Here is a 23,870-nt window from a genome sequence, read left to right as displayed (position 1 = left end):
GCCTGCGTCGCCGCCATCGCTGCGTTCAATCCACCGTCACGGCGTAGAGGATGGACTTGGCGATGTCGGGCGCGGCGTCGGCCTCGGCGACCAGGCGGTGCGAGGCGACCGCGGCGAACAACGCCTGCACGTCCTCGGGCACGACGTGGGCGCGGCCCAGCAGCAGGGCGTAGGCGCGCGAGGCGCGCAGCAGGGCCAGTCCGGCGCGCGGCGACAGGCCTACGCGCACGCCGGGGTGCTTGCGGCTGCGTGCGAGCAGGGCCTGCACATAGTTGATCAGGCTGTCGCTGACGTAGACCGCGTCGACTGCGCGCCGGATCGCCAGCACGTCGTCGGTGCTCAACACCGGCTTGGTCTGGGCGATCAGGTTGCGGCGATCGGCGCCGGCGAGCAGGTCGCGTTCGGCGGCCTCGTCGGGATAGCCGAGTTGCAGGCGCAGCAGGAAGCGATCGAGCTGCGAATCCGGCAAGGGATAGGTGCCCGACAGATCGACCGGGTTCTGGGTGGCGATGACGAAGAACGGGTCGGGCAGCGGATGGGTACGGCCGTCGACGGTGACCTGGTGTTCGGCCATCGCTTCGAGCAATGCGCTCTGGGTGCGCGGCGGTGCGCGATTGATTTCGTCGGCGAGCAGGACCTGGGTGAATACCGGGCCGGGATGGAATTGGAACTGGCGCGATTGCGGGTCGAACACCGACACGCCGACCACGTCGGCCGGCAACAGGTCGGAGGTGAACTGCACGCGCTGGAATTCCAGACCAAGGGTCGCGGCCAGCGCATGGGCGAGCGTGGTCTTGCCGAGTCCGGGCAAATCCTCGATCAGCAGATGGCCGTCGGAGAGCAGGGCGACGAAGGCCAGGCGCACCGCTTGCGCCTTGCCGAGCACGAGGGCATTGACCTGGGCCTGTGCCTGTTCGAGGGCCAGGCGCAGGGCATCGGTTAGGATGGTCGCGTTATGGACAGCCGTCGTGCCTGCTGCTGTGATCTTGCCTGCCGTCATCGTGCGTCTGTCCTGTGTCTGTAGCGTCGTGTCCGCCGTCGACCCTTGCGGTCGCAGGCATCGCACGAGCGCGGATCGCGCCGGAGTGCGGGCGCCGAGCGCGGGTTCGCATCATCGCGTGCGAACCCCGTTTTTGCAGCAGCGGTCTCGAAGGCGTTCGGAGTATCTGGGATCGGCGTCAACAAACCGCGGCGAATAGGATCGGTTCGCCCGTTGCGGCCTCCAGCCCCTTGTTGTGCGAGCGTCGCGAATGAACCGGCGACGCCGCAGCGTGTCCAACCCCATCCAGAGTGTAGCGAGGTCGCGTGCCGATGCGGGATAAGGATGAAGCCCAGCCGATACGGCGCCTGTTCTGGGTGTTGTGGGCGGCGGTGCTGTTGCTCAAGTTCGGCGTGGTCGCCCAATTGCCGCTGTTCGTCGACGAAGCGTTCTACTGGCAGGAAGGCCGACATCCGGCCGCCGCTTATTCCGATCTGCCCGGCCTGACCGCCTGGTTGGCGCGACTCGGCGTCGAACTCGGCGGCGAGCATGCCTGGGCGCTGCGCGCACCGTTCCTGGCGATGTCGGCGCTGGTGCCGTGGTTGTTGGCGCGGATCACCGCGCGCGAATTCGGCGAACGCCAAGGCTGGGTGGCCGGTTGTTTCGGCGTCTTGCTGCCGCTGTCGGGCAGCCTGGGCTTGCTGGCGCTGCCCGACGCGATGATGGCCCTGGCGACCTTGCTGTGCCTGGACGCCGGTGCGCGTCTGCTGCGCGAGGTCGATGCGCGGGCCGCGGTCGAGCTGGCCGCTGGCCTCGCCCTCGGCGCCTTGAGTCACTACCGTTTCATCGCCGTGATCGCGGTCGGGGGCGTGGTCCTGCTGTGCCTGCCCGAAGGCCGCCGCGCCCTGCGCGACGTGCGCGTGGTGATCGCCGCGGCGATCGGCGCTTCGGCCTGGGCGCCTTTGGTCGCCTGGAACATGGACAACGCCGATGCCGGCCTGCGCTTCCAGTTGGTCGACCGGCATCCCTGGTCGTTTCATGCCGAAGGCCTGTGGTTCGTCGCGATCCAGGCCTTGTTGGTCACCCCGCCGTTGCTGATCGCCTTGGCCCTCGCCGGCGCCCGGGGCGCGCGCGCGGCGTCGCCGATCACCCGCTACTTCGCCTTGTTCGGCAGCTTGATCGTGCTCGGCTTCTTCGTCCTGGGTTTCTTCGCCGATACCGAGCGAGTCAGTTTCCACTGGCCGTTGCCGGGCTTCATGGCCTTGTTGCCGTTGCTGCCGGGCGTACTGGCGGGATGGCCGCGATGGGCGCGCCGGCTCACTGCAGCGGTCGCCTGCGTGGCGCTGCTGGCGATACTCGCCTACTACCTGGTCGTTTCGGTGCCCGGCCTGCGCGCGCGCAGCGCCGGCGAGAAGTGGTATCCGTCGAACTTTGCCGGTTGGGGCGAACTCGCCGATGCGGTGCGGCAACGCCAGCGCTCGATGCCGCCGGGCACGCGCATCGTCGCCGACAACTTCAAGGTCGGCGCCGAACTCGGTTTCGCGCTCGGCGATCCGAGCATCGCCGTGCTCGACCACCCGATCAACCACAAGCACGGGCGCGCGCCGCAGCTGAGGTTGTGGGGCTTGCAAAGCGCCGGACGCGCCGAGTGGGGCACCGCGCCGGTGCTGCTCGTGGTCGGCGCCACCGAGGTCGAATACAAGAACCTGTTGCGCCGCTATCACCAACTGTGCGCGATGGTCGGCCCCTTGCCGCCGCCGCAGATGCTCAATGTCGATCACGGCCGCCAGCGTTTCGCCCTGTTCGCGCTCGACGGCGCCAAGCGCGAAGGCGATTGCACGACGCCGGCGATGGCGTGGGTCGATGCACCGTTGCCGGGTCGCAAGGTCGGTCGCGAGTTCGACGTCAGCGGTTGGGCGTTCAAGGACGGCGTCGGCCTGGCGCGCGTGGACATCATGCTCGACGGCCGCGTCGTCGCTCAGGCGAGTTACGGCCGCGAATTGCCCGGCGTGCGCAGTTACTGGCAGGTGTCGAACGATCCGCAGCATCCGCGGGTCGGCTTCGATGCCAAGGTGCGCCTCGACGCCGAACCGCCCGGCCGGCATTGGCTGGGCCTGCGCCTGCACGGGCGCGACGGCAGCGTCGAGGATTGGGCCGAGCAGCTGATCGAGGTGCGCCGCTGAGTCGGCGCCGGTCTTTAGCGGATCCGATGCGCTCGCGAGCCGTCGCCGGCGAGCGCAGCGATCTCAGGGCAGCCGATAGCCCGCTTCGCGCAGCAGGCGCGCGGTGGCGATCAGCGGCAGCCCGATAAGCGCGGTCGGGTCCTGCGATTCGATCGCGTCGAACAGGGCGATGCCGAGGCCTTCGGACTTGAAGCTGCCGGCGCAGTCGTAGGGTTGCTCGGCGTCGACGTAGCGCGCGATCTCCTCCGCGCTCAGTTCGCGGAAGCGCACCGTAGTCACGTCGAGCGCGGTCTTCGGTGCCTCGCCGTGGCGCAGCAGGCACAGCCCGGTCAGGAAACGCACCTCGCGGCCGGACATCGCGCCGAGCTGGGCGAGGGCGCCGTCGCGGCCGCCGGGCTTGCCGATCGGACGGCCGTCGAACTCGGCGACCTGGTCCGAGCCGATCACCCAGGCCCCGGGCTGCAGCGCGGCGACCGCGGCGGCCTTGGCCACCGCCAGTCGGCCGGCCAGGGCGAGCGGAGCCTCGCCGGGCTGCGGGGTCTCGTCGGTCTCGGGACGGGCGCTGTCGAAAGGCAGGCCGAGCCGGGTCAGCAGCTCGCGGCGATAGACGGAGGTGGAGGCCAGGATCAGTCGCGCGGACATCGGAGACCCGAAAGAAGGAGAGATTAGGCGGCCCGGATCGAGCCGGGCTGGCGGGCCGGGCAGAGGCGACGGCCGGCCGGTTCAGGCCAGCGGCGCGCGCGCCTGTTCGATCTGGTTCAGCTGCTGATCGATCCGGCTGCGGGCCTCGTCGATCGAGGTCCGCACCTCGGCCAACTGGGCGACGCTGGCCTGGCGGCCGTGGTCGCGCAGCCACAGGCGCTGGCGCAGCATCTCGCGCATGGCATCGGCGACCGGGTCGCGGCCCTCGTCGCCGGCGACCGCTTCGATTTCGGCCCGGGCCAGGCGCAGCCTGGCTTCCAGGGCGTCGGCGGCGTCCAGCAGTTCGCGCACCGCGCGCTCGCGGCGGCTCGGGAAGTAGCGCATGCCCAGCGAAACCGCCAAGGCCGCCAGTGCGGCCAGGCTCAGCAGCAGGAGGGTCGTCAAGGTCGGGCTCGGTGCACGGGCGGGGCCGGCAGTCTGCACGCCCGGGCCGGCCGACGGCAAATCCCTGCGCCGGCCTGGGGTTACGGTTTGACAGCGGGGGGCTGCGTCTCTAACATTCCGCGGCTTATGTCAGCCGATGTGCCATCTGGGCGGGTGCCCGAAGTTCTGGATGCCTGGCGCCTGGTGGCGGCACGGCGCGGCGTGGAAGGTCGTTTGCCGTTGTCGGCGCTGACCCGGTTGCAGGGCAGTCTGCTCGATACCGAGGGCGAAGTCCGGTTTTCCCTGGACTTCGACACCGACGAACTGCAGGTGCCCTATGTCGAGTTGAAGATCGACACGCAGTTGCCGCTGTTGTGCCAGCGCACCCTGGAGCGTTTCCTGCTGCCGGTGCAGATGGTCCAACGGCTCGGCCTGATCCGCGAAGAGGCGGACGAAGCCGCGCTGCCGCCGGGCTACGAGCCGCTGCTGATGCCCGAAGACGGCATGTTGCGCGCCTCCGAGCTGGTCGAGGACGAACTGATCCTCGCCGTACCGGTGGTGCCGATCGCGCCCGGCAGCGAGTCGGTCGAGCGCGACTGGCCGGCCCCGCAGGAAGAGCTCGACAGCGCGAACCCGTTTTCCTCGCTGTCGGCGCTGAAGAAGAATTGAGCAAGACCCGGTTTTACCCTTAGCACCACCATTCAGATCCACTCCGACCTGCAGGCGAATCGCAAGCCGCTCCTGCTAATCGGGCTTACGCTATCCACCTCAGGTTTCCACCGCTTTTCCGGAGCAAGACCATGGCTGTTCAGAAGTCCCGCGTTTCCCCGTCCCGCCGCGGCCAGCGCCGCGCCCACGACGCGCTGACCAGCAAGCAGCTGGCCACCGACCCGACCACCGGCGAGACCCACATCCGCCACCACGTCACCGCCGACGGTTACTACCGTGGCAAGAAGGTGATCGAGACCAAGACCCGCATCGCCGACGAAGAATAAGCTTCGTCCGCATGCCGCGCCGCGCGCCTGGATGAAGGCGCGCGCTGCCGTCGGCACGCCGACGGTCATCGCGCTATCGTTCTACCGCCAGCCCGTGCTGGCGGTCCTTGCTTCTGAGAAGCCATGCTTCCAAGAGGCCATGCTTCCAAAAAGCACGTTAGCTTTTATGAAGCACATTCCGGCGGCCTGCGTTCCATAACGCTATCGCGGCGTTCGGAGCGTCATCGGTCCTCCGGTACGTATACGGCAACGCCGCGGAGTGGTGATGACAGATCGGATTTACGCCCGCATCGCGGGTACCGGCAGCTACCTGCCGGAAAAGGTGCTGACCAATCAGGACCTGGCCAAGCTGGTCGATACCAGCGACGAATGGATCGTCAGCCGCACCGGCATCCGCGAGCGCCATATCGCCGCCGAAGGCGAGACGACCTGCGACCTGGCCTATCACGCTTCCGTGCGCGCGCTCGAAGCTGCCGGCGTATCGGCCCAGGAGATCGACCTGATCGTGGTCGGCACGACCACGCCGGACCTCATCTTCCCGTCCACCGCTTGCCTGTTGCAGCACCGTCTCGGCGCCAACGGCTGCGCGGCGTTCGACGTCAATGCCGCCTGCTCGGGCTTCGTCTATGCGCTGACCATCGCCGACAAGTTCGTGCAGTCGGGCGCGGCCAAGACCGTGCTCGTGGTCGGTTCGGAAACCCTGACCCGGATGCTCGACTGGAACGATCGCGGCACCTGCGTGCTGTTCGGCGACGGCGCCGGCGCGGTGGTGCTGAAGGCCGACAGCGAGACCGGCATCCTCAGCACCCACATGCACGCCGACGGCGGCAAGAAGGAACTGCTGTGGAACCCGGTCGGCGTTTCGGTCGGCTTCAAGCCCGAAGAGCACAACGCCGGCGTCAAGGTGCTGATGACCGGCAACGAAGTGTTCAAGTACGCGGTCAAGGCGCTGGACTCGGTGGTCGAGGAGACCCTCGAAGCCAACGGCCTGGATCGCCACGAGATCGACTGGCTGATTCCGCACCAGGCCAACCTGCGCATCATCGAAGCCACGGCCAAGCGCCTGGACATGCCGATGGATCGCGTGATTGTGACCGTCGACCGTCACGGCAACACTTCCTCGGGTTCGGTGCCGTTGGCGCTGGACGAGGCGGTGCGTTCGGGCAAGGTGCAGCGCGGTCAGCTGCTGCTGCTCGAAGCCTTCGGTGGTGGTTTCACCTGGGGTTCGGCGCTGCTGCGCTACTGAGTCATCGGCGGCGCATTCGCGACCACTGGGCCGGCCACGACTTCGTCGTAGGCCGGCCTTCGTGTTTCCGGGGTTCGGTTTTTTCGTGACCGGCCTGTAGGAGCGGCGTGAGCCGCGACCTCTTTCATGTGGCGACGCAGGCTCATCATTGTCGTGGTCGCGGCTTGCGCCGCTCCTACCCAAGAGCGGCGACGGCGGTTGCCGTAAAGGCTCAGCCGTTGCCGTTGCCCTTGCTGGTGCTGTTGCTGTGCGCGGCTTGACACTCGCGAAGGCAATCGAAGACCCGGAGGGCGGCCTGCATGGATGCAGGCCGTTTTTCATCGGGACAAGGATGTCCCGTATGAAAAATCCCCGCGGATGCATCGCTCGTGCGGGCCTGTGATTCAAAGAAAAGCATTTTTCTTTGGTTAGCTTTCTTTTGTTGCTTTAGACAAAAGAAAGTAACCCGCCGCTTTAGTGGCGGAAGCTCTTATCGTTTGATCTTGCTTCTGAAAATCCCAAGCAAGTTCAGAGCTGTCATACCTGTAGGAGCGACGTGAGTCGCGACCTAGGGACGTGCAGGAGCCGCACCGCCGATACTATTCATCGAAGCGGCGTGCCGTCGCGAGGGTAGGAGCGGCGCGAGCCGCGACCACGTCCTGCCGGCCTACGGCGTTCCCTTGAAGCAAGAGCAGAGCTTCCGTCCGCTAAAGCGGCCGGGTTACTTTCTTTTGCGGAGCCCAAAAGTCCGTCTGGATTCCCTTCGGTCAAAGGTAACCAAAGAAAAGGGCTCTCCTTGCAAGGGCACAGGCCACGAGTGCGATGCGCGCGCCGGGATTTTCCGATAAGACGTCCCTGTCTTATCGGAAAACGCCGCACGTCCTGTGCGGCGCCCTCTGGGTCTCCAGGCGTTCTCGCGAGTTCGCTACTGCGCCAAGCTTTCACGGCAACGGCAACGGCAACGGCAACGGCAAAGGCGAAGAACGGTCAAGCCAGGCGTCCCAGGGCGCCCGGTGCGGCCGCGCCGCGTTTCCCTTCGGATCGCGACCTTCTGCGACGCGATGTGACGCCGTACCGCCGAGTACAGACGATCCCGGCGGTTCGCCCGTATCATTCCGCATCCTTACCGATCCGGCAGCACGCGTGACCGATCAGCAGCTTTCTTTCGTCTTCCCGGGCCAGGGCTCGCAATCGCTCGGCATGCTCGCCGAGTTGTCGGAACTGCATGCGCAGGTCCGCGAAACCTTCGCCGAGGCCAGCGAGGGCGCCGGCGTCGATCTTTGGGCCATGAGCCAGGCCGGCCCCGAGGAAATGCTCAACCGCACCGAATACACCCAGCCGGCGCTGTTGGCCGCGGGCGTGGCGGTGTGGCGGGTATGGCAGACGCAGGGCGGAGCGCAGCCGGCGGTGTTGGCCGGGCACAGCCTCGGCGAGTACAGCGCGCTGGTCGCAGCCGGCGCCTTGTCGCTGCGCGACGGCGCGCATCTGGTCCGTCTGCGCGGACAATTCATGCAGGACGCCGCACCCGCCGGCACCGGCGCGATGGCGGCCGTGCTCGGCGCCGAAGACGCCTTGGTCGAAGAGATCTGCGCGGCAGTGTCGGGCGCCCAGGTCGTGGTGCCGGCCAATTACAACTCGCCGGGCCAGATCGTCATCGGCGGTCATGCCGACGCGGTCGACAAGGCGCTCACGCGCCTGGCCGAAGCCGGCGTGCGCAAGGCGGTCAAGCTCGCGGTCAGTGTGCCTTCGCACACGCCGTTGATGCGCGAGGCCGCCAATCGTCTCGCCGAGGCGATGACCGGCATCCAGTGGCAGGCGCCGTCGCTGCCGGTGGTGCAGAACGTCGATGCGCAGGTCCACGAAGGCGTCGATGCGATCCGCGACGCCCTGGTGCAGCAGCTGTACCTGCCGGTGCGTTGGACCGGTTGCGTGCAGGCGCTGGCCGCGCGCGGCGTGGTCCGCATCGCCGAATGCGGCCCCGGCAAAGTCCTCGCCGGCCTGGTCAAGCGCATCGACAAGTCCCTCGAGGGTCGCGCCATCGGCACGCCGGCGGATTTCGCGACCGCCCTGGCCGACTGGCGCTGAACCCACGACCGCGTCCCGACTGTCACCGATTCGCGCTACTCAACCTCGACCCCAGCCTGTAGGCTTGGCCGCGCAAAATCGCGGTGCGAGCGCGAGGCGGCGGGGTCGTGCGACGAGACGGCCGCGGCATCGGATGCGTCGCAACCCACCCGCCAGCACCCCATGAGCCAGCGGCAATACGGAGTGAAGCAAGCATGAGCACGTCCCCGCTTTCGGGCGAGATCGCCCTGGTCACCGGCGCCAGCCGCGGCATCGGTGCGGCCATCGCCGACGAACTGGCTGCCCAGGGCGCCACCGTCGTCGGCACCGCGACCAGCGAAGCCGGCGCCCAGGCCATCGCCGCGCGCCTGGCCGCCAGCGGCGGTCACGGCCGCGTCGTCGATGTCGCCGACGCGGCCTCGATCGAGGCCCTGATCGACGGCGTGTCCAAGGAAATCGGCGCGATCTCGATCCTGGTCAACAACGCCGGCATTACCCGCGACAACCTGCTGATGCGCATGAAGGACGAGGACTGGCAGGCCATCCTCGACACCAACCTCACCAGCGTGTTCCGCACCAGCAAGGCGGTGATGCGCTCGATGATGAAGGCGCGCAAGGGCCGCATCATCAACATCGCCTCGGTGATCGGCGTGACCGGCAACGCCGGCCAGGCCAACTACGCGGCGGCCAAGGCCGGCATCATCGCGTTCAGCAAGTCGATGGCGCGCGAGATCGGCAGCCGCGGCATTACCGTGAACGTGGTCGCCCCCGGTTTCATCGATACCGACATGACCCGCGAGCTGCCCGAAGAGGCGAAGAAGGGCATGCTCGACCAGATCGCGCTGGGCCGCTTCGGCGAACCGGCCGACATCGCCCGTGCGGTGGCGTTCCTGGCCGGCCCCGGCGCGGCCTACATCACCGGCGAAACACTGCACGTCAATGGCGGCATGTACATGCCCTGAGCCTTTGGCGTAGGCTGTAAGCGATTGAACCCAAAGGAGTTTCGTCGAAAGGCCGGCGGCCCTCGCGAAACCTCCCGATTCCATTAGACTATTCCATCGAAAAACCCCTCACGGGAGGAGCAGCATCCATGAGCAGCATCGAAGAACGCGTCAAGAAAATCGTCGTCGAACAGCTTGGCGTCAAGGAAGAAGAAGTCACCAACAACGCTTCGTTCGTCGACGATCTCGGCGCTGATTCGCTCGACACCGTCGAGCTGGTGATGGCGCTCGAAGAAGAGTTCGAGTGCGAGATTCCGGACGAAGAAGCCGAGAAGATCACCTCGGTGCAGCAGGCGATCGATTACGTCAAGGCGCACGTCAAGTCGTAAGGCGCCTGAGGCATGCCGCCCGTGCTTCGGCGCTTGCGGCATGCGTGCAGTACGCGAATCAGGTGACAACTCGGGGCCGCATTGCGGCCCCGTGCTTTTCAGGCCGGTGGATACGCCGGCGTAGGTCCGAAGACGGATTCCACAGAGGTAGCGTTGCATGTCCAACCGTTCCTTCAACCGCCGTGTGGTCGTCACCGGCCTCGGTCTCGTCTCCCCGCTCGGCAACGACGTCGCCAGCAGCTGGGACGGCATCGTCAACGGCCGCTCGGGCATCGGCCCGATCACTCATTTCGATCCCGCTTTGTTCACCACCCGCATCGCCGGCGAGGTGCGCGACTTCGACATCACCAAATGGGTGGGGCCGAAGGACGCGAAGAAGATGGAAGAGTTCATCCATTACGGGGTCGCCGCGTCGTTCATGGCGCTGGAAGACGCCGGCATCGTCGTCGACGACTCCAACGCCGAGCGCATCGGCGCGCTGATCGGCTCGGGCATCGGCGGCCTGCTCGGCATCGAAGAGCAGACCATCAAGTACCACGAGGGCGGCCCGCGCAAGATCTCGCCGTTCTACGTGCCCAGCACCATCATCAACATGCTGCCCGGCCAGGTCTCGCTGCTGACCGGCATCAAGGGCCCGAATTTCTCCGCCGTGTCGGCCTGCGCGACTTCGAACCATTCGATCGGCATGGCGATGCGCATGATCCAGTACGGCGATGCCGACGTGATTCTCGCCGGCGGCGCCGAGCGCGGTTCCTCGCCGACCTCGGTCGGCGGCTTCTGCTCGATGAAGGCGATGTCGACCCGCAACGACGATCCGATCCACGCCTCGCGGCCGTGGGACAAGGACCGCGACGGCTTCGTCCTCGGCGACGGCGCCGGCATCCTGGTGCTGGAGGAATACGAACGCGCCAAGGCGCGCGGCGCCCGCATTTACTGCGAACTGGCCGGCTTCGGCGCCAGCTCGGATGCCTTCCACATGACCGCACCGAGCGAGAATGGCGAAGGCCCGGCGCGCTGCATGGCCGCCGCGTTCAAGGATGCCGGCATCAATCCCGACCAGGTCGGTTACCTCAACGCCCACGGCACCTCGACGCCGCTCGGCGACCTGGCCGAGACCCTGGCGATCAAGCGCGCGCTCGGCGACCACGCCTACAAGACCATGGTCAGCTCGACCAAGTCGATGACCGGCCATCTGCTCGGCGCGGCCGGCGGTGCCGAGGCGATCTTCTCGGTGCTCGCCCTGCATCACAACATCATCCCGCCGACGATCAATCTCGACGAGCCGGGCGAGGGTTGCGACCTGGACTACGTGCCGAACACCGCCCGCGACGCCAAGGTCGACATCGCCGTCTCCAACGGCTTCGGTTTCGGCGGCACCAACGGCACCCTGGTGTTCAAGCGCATCTGATTGCGGCGATGCAAGCGAAGGCCCGCGACGACTTCGGTGGTCGCGGGCTTTCTGTTTTTCCGGGAGTCGCGATCGCGATCGCACCGTTCCCATCAGGGCTGCGCCGGACATTCGCCGCGCGTACGATGCCGGCATGACGACCACTGCATCCGCTGCGCCAAGTAACGATGCCCGGGTATTCCTCGGCACGCGACGGGTCGATGCGCTCTCGCCGTACGACCGCGGACATGCCTATGGCGACGGCCTGTTCGAAACCCTGCTGGCGCATCGCGGCGAACTGCCGTGGTGGGACGCGCATTGGGCGCGGCTGGCGCGCGGTGCGCAGCGTTTGCGGCTGCCCTTGCCCGATCCGGCGCAGGTCCGTTCGGAAGCCGCGCAACTGCTCGAAGGCCTGGACGCGGTGCTCAAGCTGATCCTGACCCGCGGCGAAGGCGGCCGCGGTTACGCGCCATCGGCGCAGGCCGAGCCGGTCTGGACGATCTCGCGCCATCCGCTGCCGCCCGCGCCGCCGACCGGCGGTTTGACCCTGCGCTGGTGCGATCTGCAACTGTCCGAACAGCCGGCCCTGGCCGGCCTGAAGCACTGCAACCGGCTCGAACAGGTGCTGGCACGCGCCGAATGGGACGATCCGGCGATCGACGAAGGCCTGCTGCGCGATGCCTCCGGCGCGGTGGTCTGCGCTACCGCCGCCAATCTCTTCGTGTTGCAGGGCGATGCCTGGCTGACCCCGCCGGTGGATCGCAGCGGGGTCGCCGGCGTGTGCCGGCAGGCGCTGATGGAACTGGCCGAGGTTCGGGTGCAACGCCTGAACGCCGATGACGTGCTGGGCGCCGACGCGGTTTTCCTGTGCAACGCCGCGCGCGGTATCCTGCCCGTGGCGCGGCTCGGCGAGCGGCATTGGGCGCCGCATCCGGCCGTGGCCGGGCTGCGGCACCGGCTCGGCGCGACGCATCCCGCCTTCGTTCCGTCCCAGGGCTGAGCCGCCGCACCCGCGGCCGCGCGGTCGTGGCGGCGCGCGGCGGGTCGGATCGAACAACGGAGGTTTCGTGGCTGAAAAGAAACGCAAGCGCGGCTGCGGTTGCCTGATCGTGATCCTGCTGCTGTTGGCCTCCCTGGCCGCGGCCGGCGCCTGGCTGTGGCAGCGCTACGACGGCTTCGCCGCCTCGCCGATGAGCGGGCTGGAGAAAGGCGAAAGCCTGGTCGTCGAACGCGGCGATTCCTTGCCCGCGGTGGTGCGCAAGCTGCGCCAGGCCGGTGTCGTCGAGGGCCAGCAACTCGAATGGCGTTTGCTGGCCAAGCAGCTCGGCGCGGCCGGGCGCCTGCAGGTCGGCGAATACGCGCTGGAGCCTGGCACCACGCCGCGCGAGCTGTTGATCGCGATGCGCGACGGCAAGGTCATCAGCCATCGTTTCACTATCGTCGAAGGCTGGAACATGCGCGACGTGCGCGCCGCGCTGGCGCGTGCCGCCTTGCTCAAGCAGGACGCCGCGCAACTCGACGATGCCGCCCTGATGAAAGCGATCGGCCACCCCGGCCAGCATCCGGAAGGGCGCTTCCTGCCCGAGACCTACCTCTACACCGGCGGCGACAGCGATCTCGACGTGCTCAAGCGCGCCTACGAGGCGATGGACCGCGCCGTCGCCGCAGCCTGGAAGGGCCGCGACAAGGACAGCGTGCTGAAGACGCCGGCCGAGCTGCTGATCATGGCCTCGATCGTCGAGAAGGAAACCGGGATCGCCTCGGAACGGCCGCAGATCGCCGGGCTGTTCGAGCGCCGGCTCAAGCTCGGCATGAAACTGGAGACCGACCCGACCGTGATCTACGGCATCGGCCCGAGCTACGACGGCAACATCCGCAAGCGCGATCTGCTGACCGACACGCCCTACAACACCTATACCCGCGCCGGTCTGCCGCCGACCCCGATCGCGATGCCGGGCGTCGGCGCGCTCAAGGCCAGCGCGAACCCGGCGCCGGGCAATGCGCTGTTCTTCGTCGCGTCCGGCGACGGCAGCGGCGGCAGCCTGTTCGCGGCGACCTACGCCGAGCACCAGGCCAACGTGCGTCTGTACCTGCAGCGTTATCGCCAGCAACGCCGCAGCGACCAGCCCGAGGAAGGCAAGGCTGTGCTCGAGGAAGCGCGCCAGGAAGAGGCCGGGCAGGCGACGCCGTCGGCCCCGGGGAGCGCGCGATGAGCCTGCCCACGCACGCGCGTTTCGTCACCCTCGAGGGCGGCGAGGGCGCCGGCAAGTCGACCGTGCTCGCGGCCCTGCGCGGCGCCTTCGAGGCCGCCGGCATCGAGGCGGTATACACGCGCGAACCCGGCGGCACCCCGCTGGCCGAACAGATCCGCGGGCTGATGCTCGATACCCATCACGAACCCGCGGCGCCGGCGACCGAGTTGTTGCTCGCCTTCGCCGCGCGCGCCCAGCATGTCGCGACCGCGATCCTGCCGGCGCTCGAACGCGGCGCCTGGGTGGTCAGCGATCGCTTCACCGATGCCAGCTATGCCTACCAGGGCGCCGGACGCGGGCTCGACCCGGCGTTCATCGCCGAGCTGGAGCGGCGCGTGGTCGGCATTCGTCCGGCCCTGACTCTGCTGCTCGACGTGCCGGTCGAGATCGGTCTGCAGCGCGTACGCGGACGCGGCGCGGCCGACCGCATCGAGAGCGAGCGCAACGATTTCTTCGAGCGCGTGCGCCAGGCCTATCGCGAGCGCGCCGCCGCCGAGCCGGAGCGCTTCGGCTTGATCGACGCCAGCCAGCCCGCCGACACGGTCGCCGCACAGGCGGTGGAGCGTCTGCGCCGCACCATCGCGGCGGCGCCGGCGTTCGAGGCGGCACGATGAGCGTCGCCACCTTCGCCCCCTGGCAGCGCCGCATCTACGACCAGGCCAAGGCCTCGATCGACGCCGGGCGCCTGGGGCATGGACTGTTGTTTTGCGGCCCGGCCCAACTCGGCAAGCGCGCCGTCGCCGAACGCCTCGCGCACGGCTTGCTGTGCCGCGAACGCGATGCCGACGGCGAGCCCTGCGGCACCTGCCGCAGTTGCCTGTTGCTGGCGGCCGGCACTCATCCCGACTACCAGTTCGTCAGCTTCATCCCGAACAAGGAAGGCACCCGGCTGCGCACCGAGATCGTCATCGAGCAGATCCGCAATCTGTCCGAGCGCCTCGCGCTGACCCCGCAGTACGGCGGCGCCCAGATCATCCTGCTCGACCCCGCCGACGCCATCAACACCGCTGCCTGCAACGCCTTGCTGAAGACCTTGGAAGAGCCGGTGCCGGGGCGTTATCTGTGGCTGGTCAGTTCGCATCCGGCGCGTTTGCCGGCGACCATCCGCAGTCGCTGCCAGCGCCTGGAGTTCCGCCTGCCGCCGCAGGACGAATCGTTGGCCTGGTTGAAGGCGCAGGGGCACAGCGAGGCGGCCGCAAGCGAAGCCTTCGATGCCGCGCGCGGCCACCCCGGCCTGGCCCATGAGTGGCTGACCGGCGACGGGCTCAAGCTGCGCCGCGAAGTCGCCGCCGACCTGGCCAAGCTCGGCCGCGGCGAGACCTCGGCGCAGGAAGTCGCGCAACGCTGGGTCGGCGACGAACAGGCGGTGCTGCGTCTGCGACACGCGTCCGACATCGCGCTTGCCGAGGCCGCCAACGGCTTGACCGACCCCGCCCGCGCGCGCAGTCTTGCGGCTTGGTTCGATCGCGCCAACCGCACCCGCGACCTGTTGCGGACCACGGTCCGCGCCGATCTGGCCGTGATCGAATTGTTGATGGCGTGGCGCAACGACGAAGCCCGTCGCGCCGCAGGAGGAAGCAAGGCATGAATGCAACGGCAGGCGCAGCGCGACAGGGCATCCTGTCGTTGACGATCAAGGACAAGGCGGCGCTGTACAGCGCCTACATGCCGTTCCTGAAGTTCGGCGGCATCTTCGTCGCCACGCCCAAGCGTTATTTCCTCGGCGACGAAGTGTTCCTGTTGTTGACCCTGCCCGAATCCAGCGAACGCATGCCGGTCGCCGGCAAAGTGGTGTGGGTGACCCCGACCGGCGCCCAGGGCCATCGCGCCGCCGGCATCGGCATCCAGTTCGCCGAGACCGCCGAGGGCGATGCGGTCAAGGGCAAGATCGAGGCGCTGCTGGCGGGTACGCTCAATTCGGAGCGGCCGACGCATACGATGTAATCGGGGCGATCGTTTTGCATTAGTTTGATGAGTAGCCAGTGCTCGGACTCCACCCCCTGTAGGAGCGGCGTGAGCCGCGACTGCGGGACGCGCAGAGTCCACAACGCTTTGGTGATTGATCGAAGGCGTGCGCCGTCGCGGGGGTAGGAGCGGCGCGAGCCGCGACCGCGGTGCATCAATCTCGCGCCGATGCCGGCCGTGGCCCGTCAGGGCAGGAGCGGCGCGAGCCGCGACCAAGGGACGCGCAGAGTCTGCAACGCTTTAGTGGTCGATCGAAGGAGTGCACCGTCGCCGGGTAGGAGCGGCGCGAGCCGCGACCGCGCTGCGATGGCCTAGCGACGCATCGGTCAAGCAAGCTCAAGATCAGGATCAAACGCCAAAAGCTTCCGCCACTAAAGCGGCGGGTTACTTTCTTTTGTCATAAGCAACAAAAGAAAGGTAACCAAAGAAAAATGCTTCTCTTTGAATCACAGGCCCGCATGTTCGATGCCAACGCAGGGATTTTTCATACGGGACATCCCTGTCCCGATGAAAAACGGCCCGCATCCATGCGGGCCGCCCTCCGGGTCTTCGATTGCCTTCGCTAGTTCTAAACGTCGCACAGCCACGGCTACAGCAAAATCTTTACGGCAACGGCAACGGCAACGGCAACGGCTGGCGCGTGGTGCGTAAACGAAGAAGCCGCGCGTTGCGCGGCTTCTTCGTTTGCAGGATCGCTTGCGCTTACTTGCGCAACAGCGGCGAATCCCAACCGGGGCGGGGCGCGAAACGGTCGCCGTAGCGGGCCTGCAATTGCTTGAGACGCGCGAGCACGGCGTCGGGGCCGTTTTCGCGAACGTACTGGATCGGGCCGCCGCGGAACGGGGCGAAGCCGGTGCCGAAGATGACGCCGGCGTCGAGCAGGTCGCCGTCGCTGACCACGCCGTCGTGCAGGCAGGCCACGGCTTCGTTGATCAAGGGCAGGATCAGGCGGTCTTCGAGATCGTTCGGCGCTTTGTAGTCTTTCGACAGCTCCGGCTTCTGGGCGCGGCCGTTCTCCCATTTGTACAGGCCCTGGCCGTCCTTCTTGCCGCGCTTGCCCGGCTCGACGTTGCTCAGCGCCGGGGGCACGCTCAGGCCGAGGAAGGGCGCGAGTTCGGCGCCGACGCCGGCGGCGACGTCCAGGCCGACGGTGTCGATCAGCTCGATCGGGCCCATCGGCATGCCGAACTTGACCGCGGCCTTGTCGATCGCCGGGCCCGGGATGCCCTCGGCGAAGGCGGTTCCGGCTTCGAGCATGTACGGGAACAGCACGCGGTTGACCAGGAAGCCCGGCGTGCCGGCGACCGGCACCGGCAGCTTGTCGATGGCCTTGCAGAACGCGGCCAGGCGTTGTTCGGTCTCCGGCGCCATGCGGTCGTGGCGGATGATCTCCACCAACGGCATCAAGGCGACCGGGTTGAAGTAATGCAGGCCGCCGAACTGGGCCGGGCGGCGGATGTGCTCGCGCAGTTCGTCGAGAGGAATCGACGAGGTGTTGGTGGTCAGCAGCGCATCGGGTTTCATGCGCGGTTCGATCTGGTCGTACAACTCGCGCTTGGCTTCGGGCTTCTCGATGATCGCCTCGATCACCAGGTCGGCGAGGTCGGCGCCTTCGCCGCCCAGGTCGCCCTTGAGGCGCGCGGCCACGGCCGGGCGCTTGGCCTCGTCCTTGACCTTCTTGGCGAACAGCTCCTGGGCGCGTTCGAGCGCGCCGTCGATGAAGCGTTGTTCGCGATCGGACAGCGTGACCTCGAAGCCCTTGTAGGCCGACCACGCCGCGATGTCGCCGCCCATCACGCCGGCGCCGACCACGTGCACGTGCTTGATGCCGTGCTCCTTGCCGCCCTGGCCCTTGAGCCGTTCCTGCAGGAAGAACACGCGGATCAGGTTGCGCGCGGTCGGGGTGGAGGACAGCTTGACCACGGACTTGCGTTCGGCGGCGAGCTTGGCCTGTACGCCGCCGCCGGTCCGCTCCCAGGTCGAGATCAGGGCGTAGGGCGCCGGGTAGTGCTCCTTGCGCGCTTTGCGGGCGACCTGCTTGACCAGCATCGGCGCGAGGATCTTGCGCGCCGGCCAGGTGTTGCTGGCCCAGCCCATGAAGCGTTGTTTGAACGGACGTTCGGCGCCGCGCAGGGCGATGCCGGCGGCGGTGTCGACCAGCACCGCGGGCTCGGCGATCTTGTCGACCAGGCCGATCGCGCGCGCGGCCGAGGCCGACAGGGTGCGGCCGGTCAGCATCATGTCGAACGCGGCCGGTGCGCCGACCAGCGGCGGCAGGCGCACGCTGCCGCCCCAGCCCGGGTAGATGCCGAGCTTCACTTCGGGCAGGCCGATGCGGGTCGAGGCGTCGCTGCTGGCGACGCGGTAACGGCAAGCCAAGGCGATCTCGGTGCCGCCGCCCATGCAGAAGCCGTGGATGGCCGCGACCGTAGGGCAGGGCAGTTCCGCCAGGCGCTGGAACACCTGCTGGCCGCGACGGATGGCGTCGCCGACCGTGCCTTTCTCGTCGAAGCTCTGGAATTCCTTGATGTCGGCACCGGCGACGAAGCCGCTGCTCTTGGCCGAGCGCAGCACCAGGCCCTTGGGCGGGTCCAGGGCGAGGCGCTCCAGCAGGCCGTCGAGTTCGATCAGCACTTCCTGGGCGAAGGTGTTGACCGGCGATCCTTCGCGGTCGAACGAGAGCACCAGTACGCCGTCCTCGCGCAATTCGGTGTGCCAATGGCGGGCGCGGAGCCCGTCAAAAGCGGGGAGTCCGTCGAGGGCTGCAGTCATGCCGCACCATCCGTTCAGGTATGGGAAGCCGCTATCATCCCGATCTTGTTTCACTGCCGTCAAATCGCCCGTGTCGACAGGCCCCCGGGCCCTCATGTGACACTTGGCGGTTGCGGGCGACCGCCGGCGGCCCCATTAATGCCGCGATTGAACTTTTCCCCCGACAGGGTTGTCCCATTGTTCGGCTATTGCCGAGCTGACAGGAGTGCCGGCGCGGCATGGCCGAGAATGAGTTGGACCAGGAGCTGGTCAGGCGTGTCCAGCGTGGCGACAGCGCAGCGTTCGATGCCTTGGTGCGCAAGTACCAGCATCGGATCACCGCGCTGATCGGGCGCTACATCCCCGACTGGAGCGAATGCCAGGACGTGGCCCAGGAAACCTTCATCCGCGCTTACCGCGCGATGGCGAATTTCCGCGGCGACGCCCAGTTCTATACGTGGTTGCACCGGATCGCCGTGAATACCGCCAAAAACTATCTGGTTGCCCAGAACCGCAGGCCGCCCACCGACGACATCGACGCCGGCGACGCCGAGCAGTTCGATACGGGCATCCGCCTGCGCGACACCGATACCCCGGAGCACGAGCTGCTGCGCCAGGAGATCGAGCGCACGGTGATGCGGGTGGTGGATTCGTTGCCGGAAGAATTGCGGGCCGCCATCACCTTGCGCGAGGTGGACGGCCTGAGCTACGAGGAAATCGCGCAGAAGATGGCTTGCCCGATCGGCACCGTGCGTTCGCGGATTTTCCGCGCCCGCGAGGCCATCGACACCGAACTTCGGCCTTTGCTGGACAATCAAGACACCCGGGAGCGCGCCCACTGATGACGTCTACTACTCTCCATGGCGATGATCGCGAGAACCTGAGCGCGCTGTTCGACGGCGAGCTCGATGGCGACGCCGCGCGCTTCGCGCTGAAGCGGCTCGGTCACGATGTGCAGTGGCGCGACACCTGCGGCCGCTGGCAGCTGTGCGGCGACGTGCTGCGCGGCAAGGTCAGCGGCGCTGCCGGGCACGATTTCGCCGGGCGCGTGGCCGCGGCGGTCGCCGCCGAAGCGGCGATGCTGCGTTCACAGGAAGCCTCGCTGGCGGGCAAGGCCGAGGCCGGTATCACCCCGCGTCGGGCCGGCGGCTCGCGTCGCGGCTGGATCGGCGGCGCCCTGGCGGCTTCGGTCGCAGTGGCGGCCTTGTTCGTGGCGCGTCCGTTCTCCGACGATTCGACCGGCGTTGCGGCCGACCCGGCCCAGGTCGCGGCGCAGAGCGCTCCGGCCAGCCAGGCACCGGCACCGACGCCCGTTCCGGCACCGGCCGAGCAGGCACTGGCAGCCCTGGCTGCGGCGCCGGTCCGGTCCGACCCCGCCCAGCCCGAGGCCGCGCTGACCTCCGGCGACGCCTCGGCGCTGGCCGGTGCGGTCGCGGTGGCCGAAATCCCGCGCCGTCTGGCCGAACGCCGTTCGCGCGGCCAAAGCCAGCGTGCCGCCCTGCGCGCCTCCGAGCGTGCGGCCGAGGCACCGGTGCAAGTCGTCGCGGTCGCCAGCGCCTCCCCGCTGCCGGCCGATGCCGTCCACGCCAACCCGTTCCGGCCGCAGCCGAGCGAATCGCCCGCGGCGCGCCCGTGGCCGCGCGCGGTCCTGCCCAATTATTCTGGCGGCAGCAGCTATACCGCCGGTTACGGCAGCGTCGGCAACGGCGGCAGCGCCTCGCAATCGTTCTACCCCTTCGAGCCCGCAACCCAGGCCGAAGAGGCCAGGGCACGGTCGCAAGCCACGCAACGGCCGCAGCCGCAGCCCTGATCCCTCCTTGCCTGCCGCGGCCGCCGGCCGGGCAGTCCCCCTTCGTCGAATGCGCGGCTCCGCCGCGCCAGGCGACCTGTTGTCTTTTTTCCGGAAAATCCACGTCGTTTCGAGGCCGCTCCCCATGATCCGTCCCCTGATGAACAGCCTTCCGAAGAGCACCGCAGCCGGCAGCCGCCCGCTGCATTCCCTGGCCCTGGTCGGCGCGATCATCGCCGCGCTGCCGGTGGCCTGCACGGCGCAGGCGCCGACCACCCCGATCGCGCCGCCGCCGTCGGCGACACCCGCGGCTCCCCTGGTCGCCGGTCTGCCCGATTTCACCAATCTGGTGCAGCGGGTCGGCCCGGCGGTGGTCAACATCAGCGCCGAGGTCACCCCCAAGCGGGTGGCGCGTAATAACGGCATGCCGGACGAGGAGCAGATTCCCGAGTTCTTCCGCCGCTTCTTCGGCCCGGAAGGCATGCCGGGCATGCCCGGGCCGGGCCAGCAGGGCCCGCGCCAGCCGCGCGGCGGCGGTCGTTCGATCGGCAGCGGCTTCCTGATTTCGCAGGACGGCTATGTGCTGACCAACCATCACGTCGTCGACGGCGCCGACACGGTCACGGTCAAGCTGACCGACCGTCGCGAGCTCAAGGCCAAGGTGATCGGCAGCGATGAGCAGTCCGACGTGGCCTTGCTCAAGATCGACGCCAAGGGCCTGCCGTTCCTGCGCGCCGCCGGCGCCGGCCAGACCAAGGCCGGGCAGTGGGTGGTCGCGATCGGTTCGCCGTTCGGCCTGGACCATTCGGTTACCGCCGGCATCGTCAGCGCGGTCGGGCGCAGCAACCCCTATGCCGATCAGCGCTATGTGCCCTTCATCCAGACCGACGTCGCGATCAACCAGGGTAACTCGGGCGGCCCGCTGCTCAACACCAGCGGCGAAGTGGTCGGCATCAATTCGCAGATCTTCTCGAACTCCGGCGGCTACATGGGCGTGAGCTTCGCGATCCCGATCGACGTGGCGATGAATTCGGCCGAGCAGTTGCGTGCCAAGGGCAAGGTCAGTCGCGGCCAGTTGGGCGTGGTGGTCGAGCCTCTCACCAGCGAAAAGGTCGCCGGGTTCGGCTTGCCCGACAGCAGCGGCGCGCTCGTCAACCAGGTGCTCGAAGGCGGCCCCGCGGCCAAGGCCGGTCTGGTGCCGGGCGACGTCATTCGTTCGGTCAATGGCACGCCGGTGCACGAGTCCAGCGACCTGCCGCCGCTCATCGGTAACCTGCCTCCCGGTTCCAAGGCGAAGTTGGGCGTATTCCGCGACGGCAAGAATGTCGAACTCACCGTGGCCGTCAGCGAATTGGACGTTGGCGCAGCGGCAGGTCTGACGGGTGGGGACAAGCCGGCCCGACCGGGCGACTCGGCCGCCCCGCGCAGCAGCGGCAATCCGCTCGGCCTGGTCACCCAGGAGGTCGATGCGGCGACCCGCCAGCGTCTCGGCATCAAGGCCGGCGAGGGCGTGGTGGTCCGCGATCCGGGCGACGCCGCCGGCGAAGCCGGGGTGCGTCCGGGCGATGTCGTCCTCTCGGTCGGCCGGGTCCAGGTCGGCAGCGCCGCGGCCCTGGATCGCGCTCTGGCCGGCACCAAGCCGGGCCAGACGGTAATGCTGCTGATTCGCCGCGGCGCCGCGACCCAGTTCATTGCGGTCCAGGCCAGCGAGGAAAAATAAGCCTCGGCCCGCGTTCCAGCCCGAGGCGCCTGCCGGCGTCGCCGGGCTGTAACCGTGCCGGGCCAGCCGATGAGCGCCCGCCTGTCTACGGCGGGCTCCGCATTGGTTTGGGCCGGCTGCACGGTCCCGGTGTGCCTCCGGCGGGCTTTCTGAGCGGCGTCCGCCGGGGCAGCGCGGGAACTGCCGTCAGTGCCGGGGCCTATGCGATAATCTCCCGTTAATTTTCCTGGAACCGGCGAGCTCCGCGTCGCCTCGCATGCAACACATCAGAAACTTCTCGATCATCGCCCACGTCGACCATGGCAAGTCGACGCTCGCCGACCGCATCATCCAGCTGTGCGGAGGTCTCGAAGCGCGCGAGATGGAAGCGCAGGTGCTCGATTCCAATCCGATCGAGCGCGAACGCGGCATCACCATCAAGGCCCAGTCCGTGTCCTTGCCCTACAAGGCCAAGGACGGGCAGGTCTACCAGCTCAATTTCATCGACACCCCCGGGCACGTCGACTTCAGCTATGAGGTCAGCCGTTCGCTGGCCGCCTGCGAAGGCGCCCTGCTGGTCGTCGACGCCGCCCAGGGCGTGGAAGCGCAGTCGGTGGCCAACTGCTACACCGCGGTGGAGCAGGGCCTGGAAGTCGTGCCGGTGCTCAACAAGATCGACCTGCCGACCGCCGATATCGAGCGCGCCAAGGCCGAGATCGAAGCGGTGATCGGCATCGACGCCGAGGACGCGGTCGCGATCAGCGCCAAGACCGGCCTCAACGTCGACCTGGTGCTGGAGGCGATCGTCAAGCGCATCCCGCCGCCGAAGCCGCGCGATACCGACAAGTTGCAGGCGTTGATCATCGACTCGTGGTTCGACAACTACCTCGGCGTGGTCTCGCTGGTGCGGGTCATGCAGGGCGAGATCGTCCCGGGCAGCAAGATCCTGGTCATGTCGACCGGCCGCACCCACCTGGTCGACAAGGTCGGCGTGTTCACGCCCAAGCGCAAAGACCTGGCCAAGCTCGGCGCCGGCGAAGTGGGCTGGATCAACGCCAGCATCAAGGACGTCCACGGCGCGCCGGTCGGCGACACCCTGACCCTGGCCAGCGACCCCGCGCCCAAGCCGCTGCCGGGCTTCCAGGAAATGCAGCCGCGCGTGTTCGCCGGCCTGTTCCCGGTCGATGCCGAGGACTATCCGGCGCTGCGCGAAGCCCTGGAAAAGCTGCGCCTCAACGACGCCGCCCTGCGTTTCGAGCCGGAAAGCTCCGAGGCCATGGGCTTCGGCTTCCGCTGCGGCTTCCTCGGCATGCTGCACATGGAGATCGTGCAGGAGCGCCTGGAGCGCGAATACGATCTCAACCTGATCAGCACCGCGCCGACGGTGATCTACGAAGTGCTCAAGACCGACGGCACCGTGATCCCGATGGACAACCCGGCCAAGCTGCCGCAGTTGAACCTGGTGCAGGAAATCCGCGAGCCGGTGATCCGCGCCAACATCCTCACGCCGCCCGATTACATCGGCAACGTGATCAAGCTGTGCGAGGAAAAGCGCGGCGTGCAGATCGGCATCACCTACATGGCCAGCCAGGTGCAGATCAGCTACGAGCTGCCGATGGCCGAAGTGGTGCTGGACTTCTTCGACAAGCTCAAGTCGGTCTCGCGCGGCTATGCCTCGCTGGACTATCACTTCCTGCGTTTCCAGGATGGCCCGTTCGTGCGCGTGGACACGTTGATCAACGGCGACAAGGTCGATGCGCTGTCGATCATCGTCCACCGCAGCCATGCCGACCGGCGCGGCCGCGACTTGTGCGAGAAGATGAAGGAGTTGATCCCGCGGCAGATGTTCGACGTCGCGATCCAGGCCGCGATCGGCTCGCAGATCATCGCCCGCAGCACGGTCAAGGCCATGCGCAAGAACGTTTTGGCCAAATGTTATGGTGGCGACATCAGCCGTAAGAAGAAGCTCCTCGAAAAGCAGAAAGAGGGCAAGAAGCGGATGAAGCAGGTCGGTCGGGTGGAGATTCCGCAGGAAGCCTTCCTCGCGGTGCTCTCCACCGGCGACAAGTAAGCGAACGGCGGAAATAGGGATGGGGGGTTGAGGAACCGCGGCTGCGCCCGATCCGGCGCAAAGCGGTTGCGATGATCGCCCAGGAGTTTCCGTAACATCATCGGACGGCGAGGGT

The 23,870-nt window shown here is 67.8% G+C and carries 21 protein-coding genes; 17 read left to right on the top strand and 4 right to left on the bottom strand.

Going from position 1 to position 23,870, the window contains the following annotated elements:
• Positions 1–25 precede the first annotated feature (25 nt).
• Positions 26–1,000 carry an AAA family ATPase gene (locus ACTJJK_RS19445; RefSeq protein WP_223621681.1) on the bottom strand — a complete coding sequence of 325 codons (975 nt, stop codon included), beginning with the start codon at positions 998–1,000 and terminating at the stop codon, positions 26–28.
• 311 nt (positions 1,001–1,311) lie between these two features.
• Between ACTJJK_RS19445 and ACTJJK_RS19440 the strand changes: the two genes are divergently transcribed.
• The gene (locus ACTJJK_RS19440; protein ID WP_440731001.1) at positions 1,312–3,162 is read left to right on the top strand and encodes an ArnT family glycosyltransferase; all 1,851 of its coding nucleotides are present in this window, start codon (positions 1,312–1,314) and stop codon (positions 3,160–3,162) included.
• Between the two features lie 63 nt (positions 3,163–3,225).
• Here the strand turns inward: ACTJJK_RS19440 and ACTJJK_RS19435 are convergent, their stop codons facing one another.
• Together ACTJJK_RS19435 and ACTJJK_RS19430 are read right to left on the bottom strand one after the other, a co-directional pair.
• Positions 3,226–3,804 (bottom strand): Maf family protein, encoded by a 579-nt coding sequence (locus ACTJJK_RS19435; protein WP_223621682.1) that lies wholly within the window; start codon positions 3,802–3,804, stop codon positions 3,226–3,228.
• An 81-nt stretch (positions 3,805–3,885) separates the two neighbouring features.
• Positions 3,886–4,248 carry a hypothetical protein gene (locus ACTJJK_RS19430; protein WP_440731000.1) on the bottom strand — a complete coding sequence of 121 codons (363 nt, stop codon included), beginning with the start codon at positions 4,246–4,248 and terminating at the stop codon, positions 3,886–3,888.
• 126 nt (positions 4,249–4,374) lie between these two features.
• Here ACTJJK_RS19430 and ACTJJK_RS19425 point away from each other — a divergent pair, with 126 nt between their 5' ends.
• From ACTJJK_RS19425 to ACTJJK_RS19370, 12 genes are all read left to right on the top strand, one after another.
• Entirely contained in the window at positions 4,375–4,896 is a 522-nt protein-coding gene (locus tag ACTJJK_RS19425) for a YceD family protein (RefSeq protein ID WP_031373697.1), read from the top strand.
• Between the two features lie 131 nt (positions 4,897–5,027).
• Complete coding sequence (gene rpmF, locus ACTJJK_RS19420; RefSeq protein WP_031373696.1) at positions 5,028–5,222, top strand: 50S ribosomal protein L32; 195 nt, start codon at positions 5,028–5,030, stop codon at positions 5,220–5,222.
• A 265-nt stretch (positions 5,223–5,487) separates the two neighbouring features.
• Positions 5,488–6,468, top strand: coding sequence for a beta-ketoacyl-ACP synthase III (locus ACTJJK_RS19415; protein WP_223621683.1), 981 nt, complete (start codon positions 5,488–5,490; stop codon positions 6,466–6,468).
• A 1,122-nt stretch (positions 6,469–7,590) separates the two neighbouring features.
• Complete coding sequence (fabD, locus tag ACTJJK_RS19410) at positions 7,591–8,532, top strand: ACP S-malonyltransferase (RefSeq protein ID WP_440730999.1); 942 nt, start codon at positions 7,591–7,593, stop codon at positions 8,530–8,532.
• 194 nt (positions 8,533–8,726) lie between these two features.
• Complete coding sequence (fabG, locus tag ACTJJK_RS19405; protein ID WP_031373651.1) at positions 8,727–9,473, top strand: 3-oxoacyl-ACP reductase FabG; 747 nt, start codon at positions 8,727–8,729, stop codon at positions 9,471–9,473.
• Between the two features lie 128 nt (positions 9,474–9,601).
• A complete protein-coding gene (acpP, locus tag ACTJJK_RS19400) occupies positions 9,602–9,841 on the top strand; it encodes an acyl carrier protein (protein WP_031373652.1) in 240 nt (79 codons plus the stop codon).
• A 157-nt stretch (positions 9,842–9,998) separates the two neighbouring features.
• A complete protein-coding gene (gene fabF / locus ACTJJK_RS19395; protein ID WP_031373653.1) occupies positions 9,999–11,249 on the top strand; it encodes a beta-ketoacyl-ACP synthase II in 1,251 nt (416 codons plus the stop codon).
• A gap of 133 nt (positions 11,250–11,382) precedes the next feature.
• Positions 11,383–12,228, top strand: coding sequence for an aminodeoxychorismate lyase (gene pabC, locus ACTJJK_RS19390; protein WP_440730998.1), 846 nt, complete (start codon positions 11,383–11,385; stop codon positions 12,226–12,228).
• Between the two features lie 67 nt (positions 12,229–12,295).
• Entirely contained in the window at positions 12,296–13,441 is a 1,146-nt protein-coding gene (gene mltG / locus ACTJJK_RS19385; protein WP_440730997.1) for an endolytic transglycosylase MltG, read from the top strand.
• Positions 13,438–14,094, top strand: a complete 657-nt coding sequence (tmk, locus tag ACTJJK_RS19380) for a dTMP kinase (RefSeq protein WP_031373656.1) — start codon at positions 13,438–13,440, stop codon at positions 14,092–14,094. The genes mltG and tmk overlap by 4 nt, the downstream gene beginning before the upstream one ends.
• Positions 14,091–15,068 carry a DNA polymerase III subunit delta' gene (locus ACTJJK_RS19375; protein WP_440730996.1) on the top strand — a complete coding sequence of 326 codons (978 nt, stop codon included), beginning with the start codon at positions 14,091–14,093 and terminating at the stop codon, positions 15,066–15,068. Before tmk ends, ACTJJK_RS19375 begins: the two co-directional genes overlap by 4 nt.
• The gene (locus ACTJJK_RS19370) at positions 15,065–15,424 is read left to right on the top strand and encodes a PilZ domain-containing protein (protein ID WP_031373658.1); all 360 of its coding nucleotides are present in this window, start codon (positions 15,065–15,067) and stop codon (positions 15,422–15,424) included. Before ACTJJK_RS19375 ends, ACTJJK_RS19370 begins: the two co-directional genes overlap by 4 nt.
• A 723-nt stretch (positions 15,425–16,147) precedes the next feature.
• Here the strand turns inward: ACTJJK_RS19370 and ACTJJK_RS19365 are convergent.
• Complete coding sequence (locus ACTJJK_RS19365) at positions 16,148–18,217, bottom strand: 3-hydroxyacyl-CoA dehydrogenase NAD-binding domain-containing protein (protein WP_440730995.1); 2,070 nt, start codon at positions 18,215–18,217, stop codon at positions 16,148–16,150.
• A 218-nt stretch (positions 18,218–18,435) separates the two neighbouring features.
• Between ACTJJK_RS19365 and rpoE the strand changes: the two genes are divergently transcribed.
• The 4 genes from rpoE (at position 18,436) to lepA (ending at position 23,755) form a co-directional block, all read left to right on the top strand.
• Positions 18,436–19,038, top strand: coding sequence for an RNA polymerase sigma factor RpoE (gene rpoE / locus ACTJJK_RS19360; protein WP_031373660.1), 603 nt, complete (start codon positions 18,436–18,438; stop codon positions 19,036–19,038).
• Positions 19,038–20,006 (top strand): RseA family anti-sigma factor, encoded by a 969-nt coding sequence (locus tag ACTJJK_RS19355; protein ID WP_440730994.1) that lies wholly within the window; start codon positions 19,038–19,040, stop codon positions 20,004–20,006. The genes rpoE and ACTJJK_RS19355 overlap by 1 nt, the downstream gene beginning before the upstream one ends.
• A 139-nt stretch (positions 20,007–20,145) precedes the next feature.
• On the top strand, positions 20,146–21,705 hold the full coding sequence (locus tag ACTJJK_RS19350; protein ID WP_081931255.1) for a Do family serine endopeptidase: 1,560 nt from the start codon (positions 20,146–20,148) through the stop codon (positions 21,703–21,705).
• A gap of 256 nt (positions 21,706–21,961) precedes the next feature.
• Positions 21,962–23,755: a translation elongation factor 4 gene (gene lepA, locus ACTJJK_RS19345; RefSeq protein ID WP_031373663.1), complete on the top strand. Its 1,794-nt coding sequence runs from the start codon at positions 21,962–21,964 to the stop codon at positions 23,753–23,755.
• Positions 23,756–23,870: the final 115 nt, after the last annotated feature.

This window comes from Lysobacter sp. 22409 (assembly GCF_052045105.1).
GTDB lineage: Bacteria > Pseudomonadota > Gammaproteobacteria > Xanthomonadales > Xanthomonadaceae > Lysobacter > Lysobacter antibioticus_B.
Note: the sequence above shows the minus strand (reverse complement) of the source record. Positions and strands in the feature narration are given on the sequence as shown.

What these genes read in the sequence shown, in the direction of transcription:
- ACTJJK_RS19445 (WP_223621681.1), bottom strand. Translation starts at nt 1,000, where the DNA reads ATGACGGCAGGCAAGATCACAGCAGCAGGCACGACGGCTGTCCATAAC.
- ACTJJK_RS19440 (WP_440731001.1), top strand. Translation starts at nt 1,312, where the DNA reads ATGCGGGATAAGGATGAAGCCCAGCCGATACGGCGCCTGTTCTGGGTG.
- ACTJJK_RS19435 (WP_223621682.1), bottom strand. Translation starts at nt 3,804, where the DNA reads ATGTCCGCGCGACTGATCCTGGCCTCCACCTCCGTCTATCGCCGCGAG.
- ACTJJK_RS19425 (WP_031373697.1), top strand. Translation starts at nt 4,375, where the DNA reads ATGTCAGCCGATGTGCCATCTGGGCGGGTGCCCGAAGTTCTGGATGCC.
- rpmF (WP_031373696.1), top strand. Translation starts at nt 5,028, where the DNA reads ATGGCTGTTCAGAAGTCCCGCGTTTCCCCGTCCCGCCGCGGCCAGCGC.
- ACTJJK_RS19415 (WP_223621683.1), top strand. Translation starts at nt 5,488, where the DNA reads ATGACAGATCGGATTTACGCCCGCATCGCGGGTACCGGCAGCTACCTG.
- fabG (WP_031373651.1), top strand. Translation starts at nt 8,727, where the DNA reads ATGAGCACGTCCCCGCTTTCGGGCGAGATCGCCCTGGTCACCGGCGCC.
- acpP (WP_031373652.1), top strand. Translation starts at nt 9,602, where the DNA reads ATGAGCAGCATCGAAGAACGCGTCAAGAAAATCGTCGTCGAACAGCTT.
- fabF (WP_031373653.1), top strand. Translation starts at nt 9,999, where the DNA reads ATGTCCAACCGTTCCTTCAACCGCCGTGTGGTCGTCACCGGCCTCGGT.
- pabC (WP_440730998.1), top strand. Translation starts at nt 11,383, where the DNA reads ATGACGACCACTGCATCCGCTGCGCCAAGTAACGATGCCCGGGTATTC.
- tmk (WP_031373656.1), top strand. Translation starts at nt 13,438, where the DNA reads ATGAGCCTGCCCACGCACGCGCGTTTCGTCACCCTCGAGGGCGGCGAG.
- ACTJJK_RS19375 (WP_440730996.1), top strand. Translation starts at nt 14,091, where the DNA reads ATGAGCGTCGCCACCTTCGCCCCCTGGCAGCGCCGCATCTACGACCAG.
- ACTJJK_RS19370 (WP_031373658.1), top strand. Translation starts at nt 15,065, where the DNA reads ATGAATGCAACGGCAGGCGCAGCGCGACAGGGCATCCTGTCGTTGACG.
- ACTJJK_RS19365 (WP_440730995.1), bottom strand. Translation starts at nt 18,217, where the DNA reads ATGACTGCAGCCCTCGACGGACTCCCCGCTTTTGACGGGCTCCGCGCC.
- rpoE (WP_031373660.1), top strand. Translation starts at nt 18,436, where the DNA reads ATGGCCGAGAATGAGTTGGACCAGGAGCTGGTCAGGCGTGTCCAGCGT.
- ACTJJK_RS19355 (WP_440730994.1), top strand. Translation starts at nt 19,038, where the DNA reads ATGACGTCTACTACTCTCCATGGCGATGATCGCGAGAACCTGAGCGCG.
- ACTJJK_RS19350 (WP_081931255.1), top strand. Translation starts at nt 20,146, where the DNA reads ATGAACAGCCTTCCGAAGAGCACCGCAGCCGGCAGCCGCCCGCTGCAT.
- lepA (WP_031373663.1), top strand. Translation starts at nt 21,962, where the DNA reads ATGCAACACATCAGAAACTTCTCGATCATCGCCCACGTCGACCATGGC.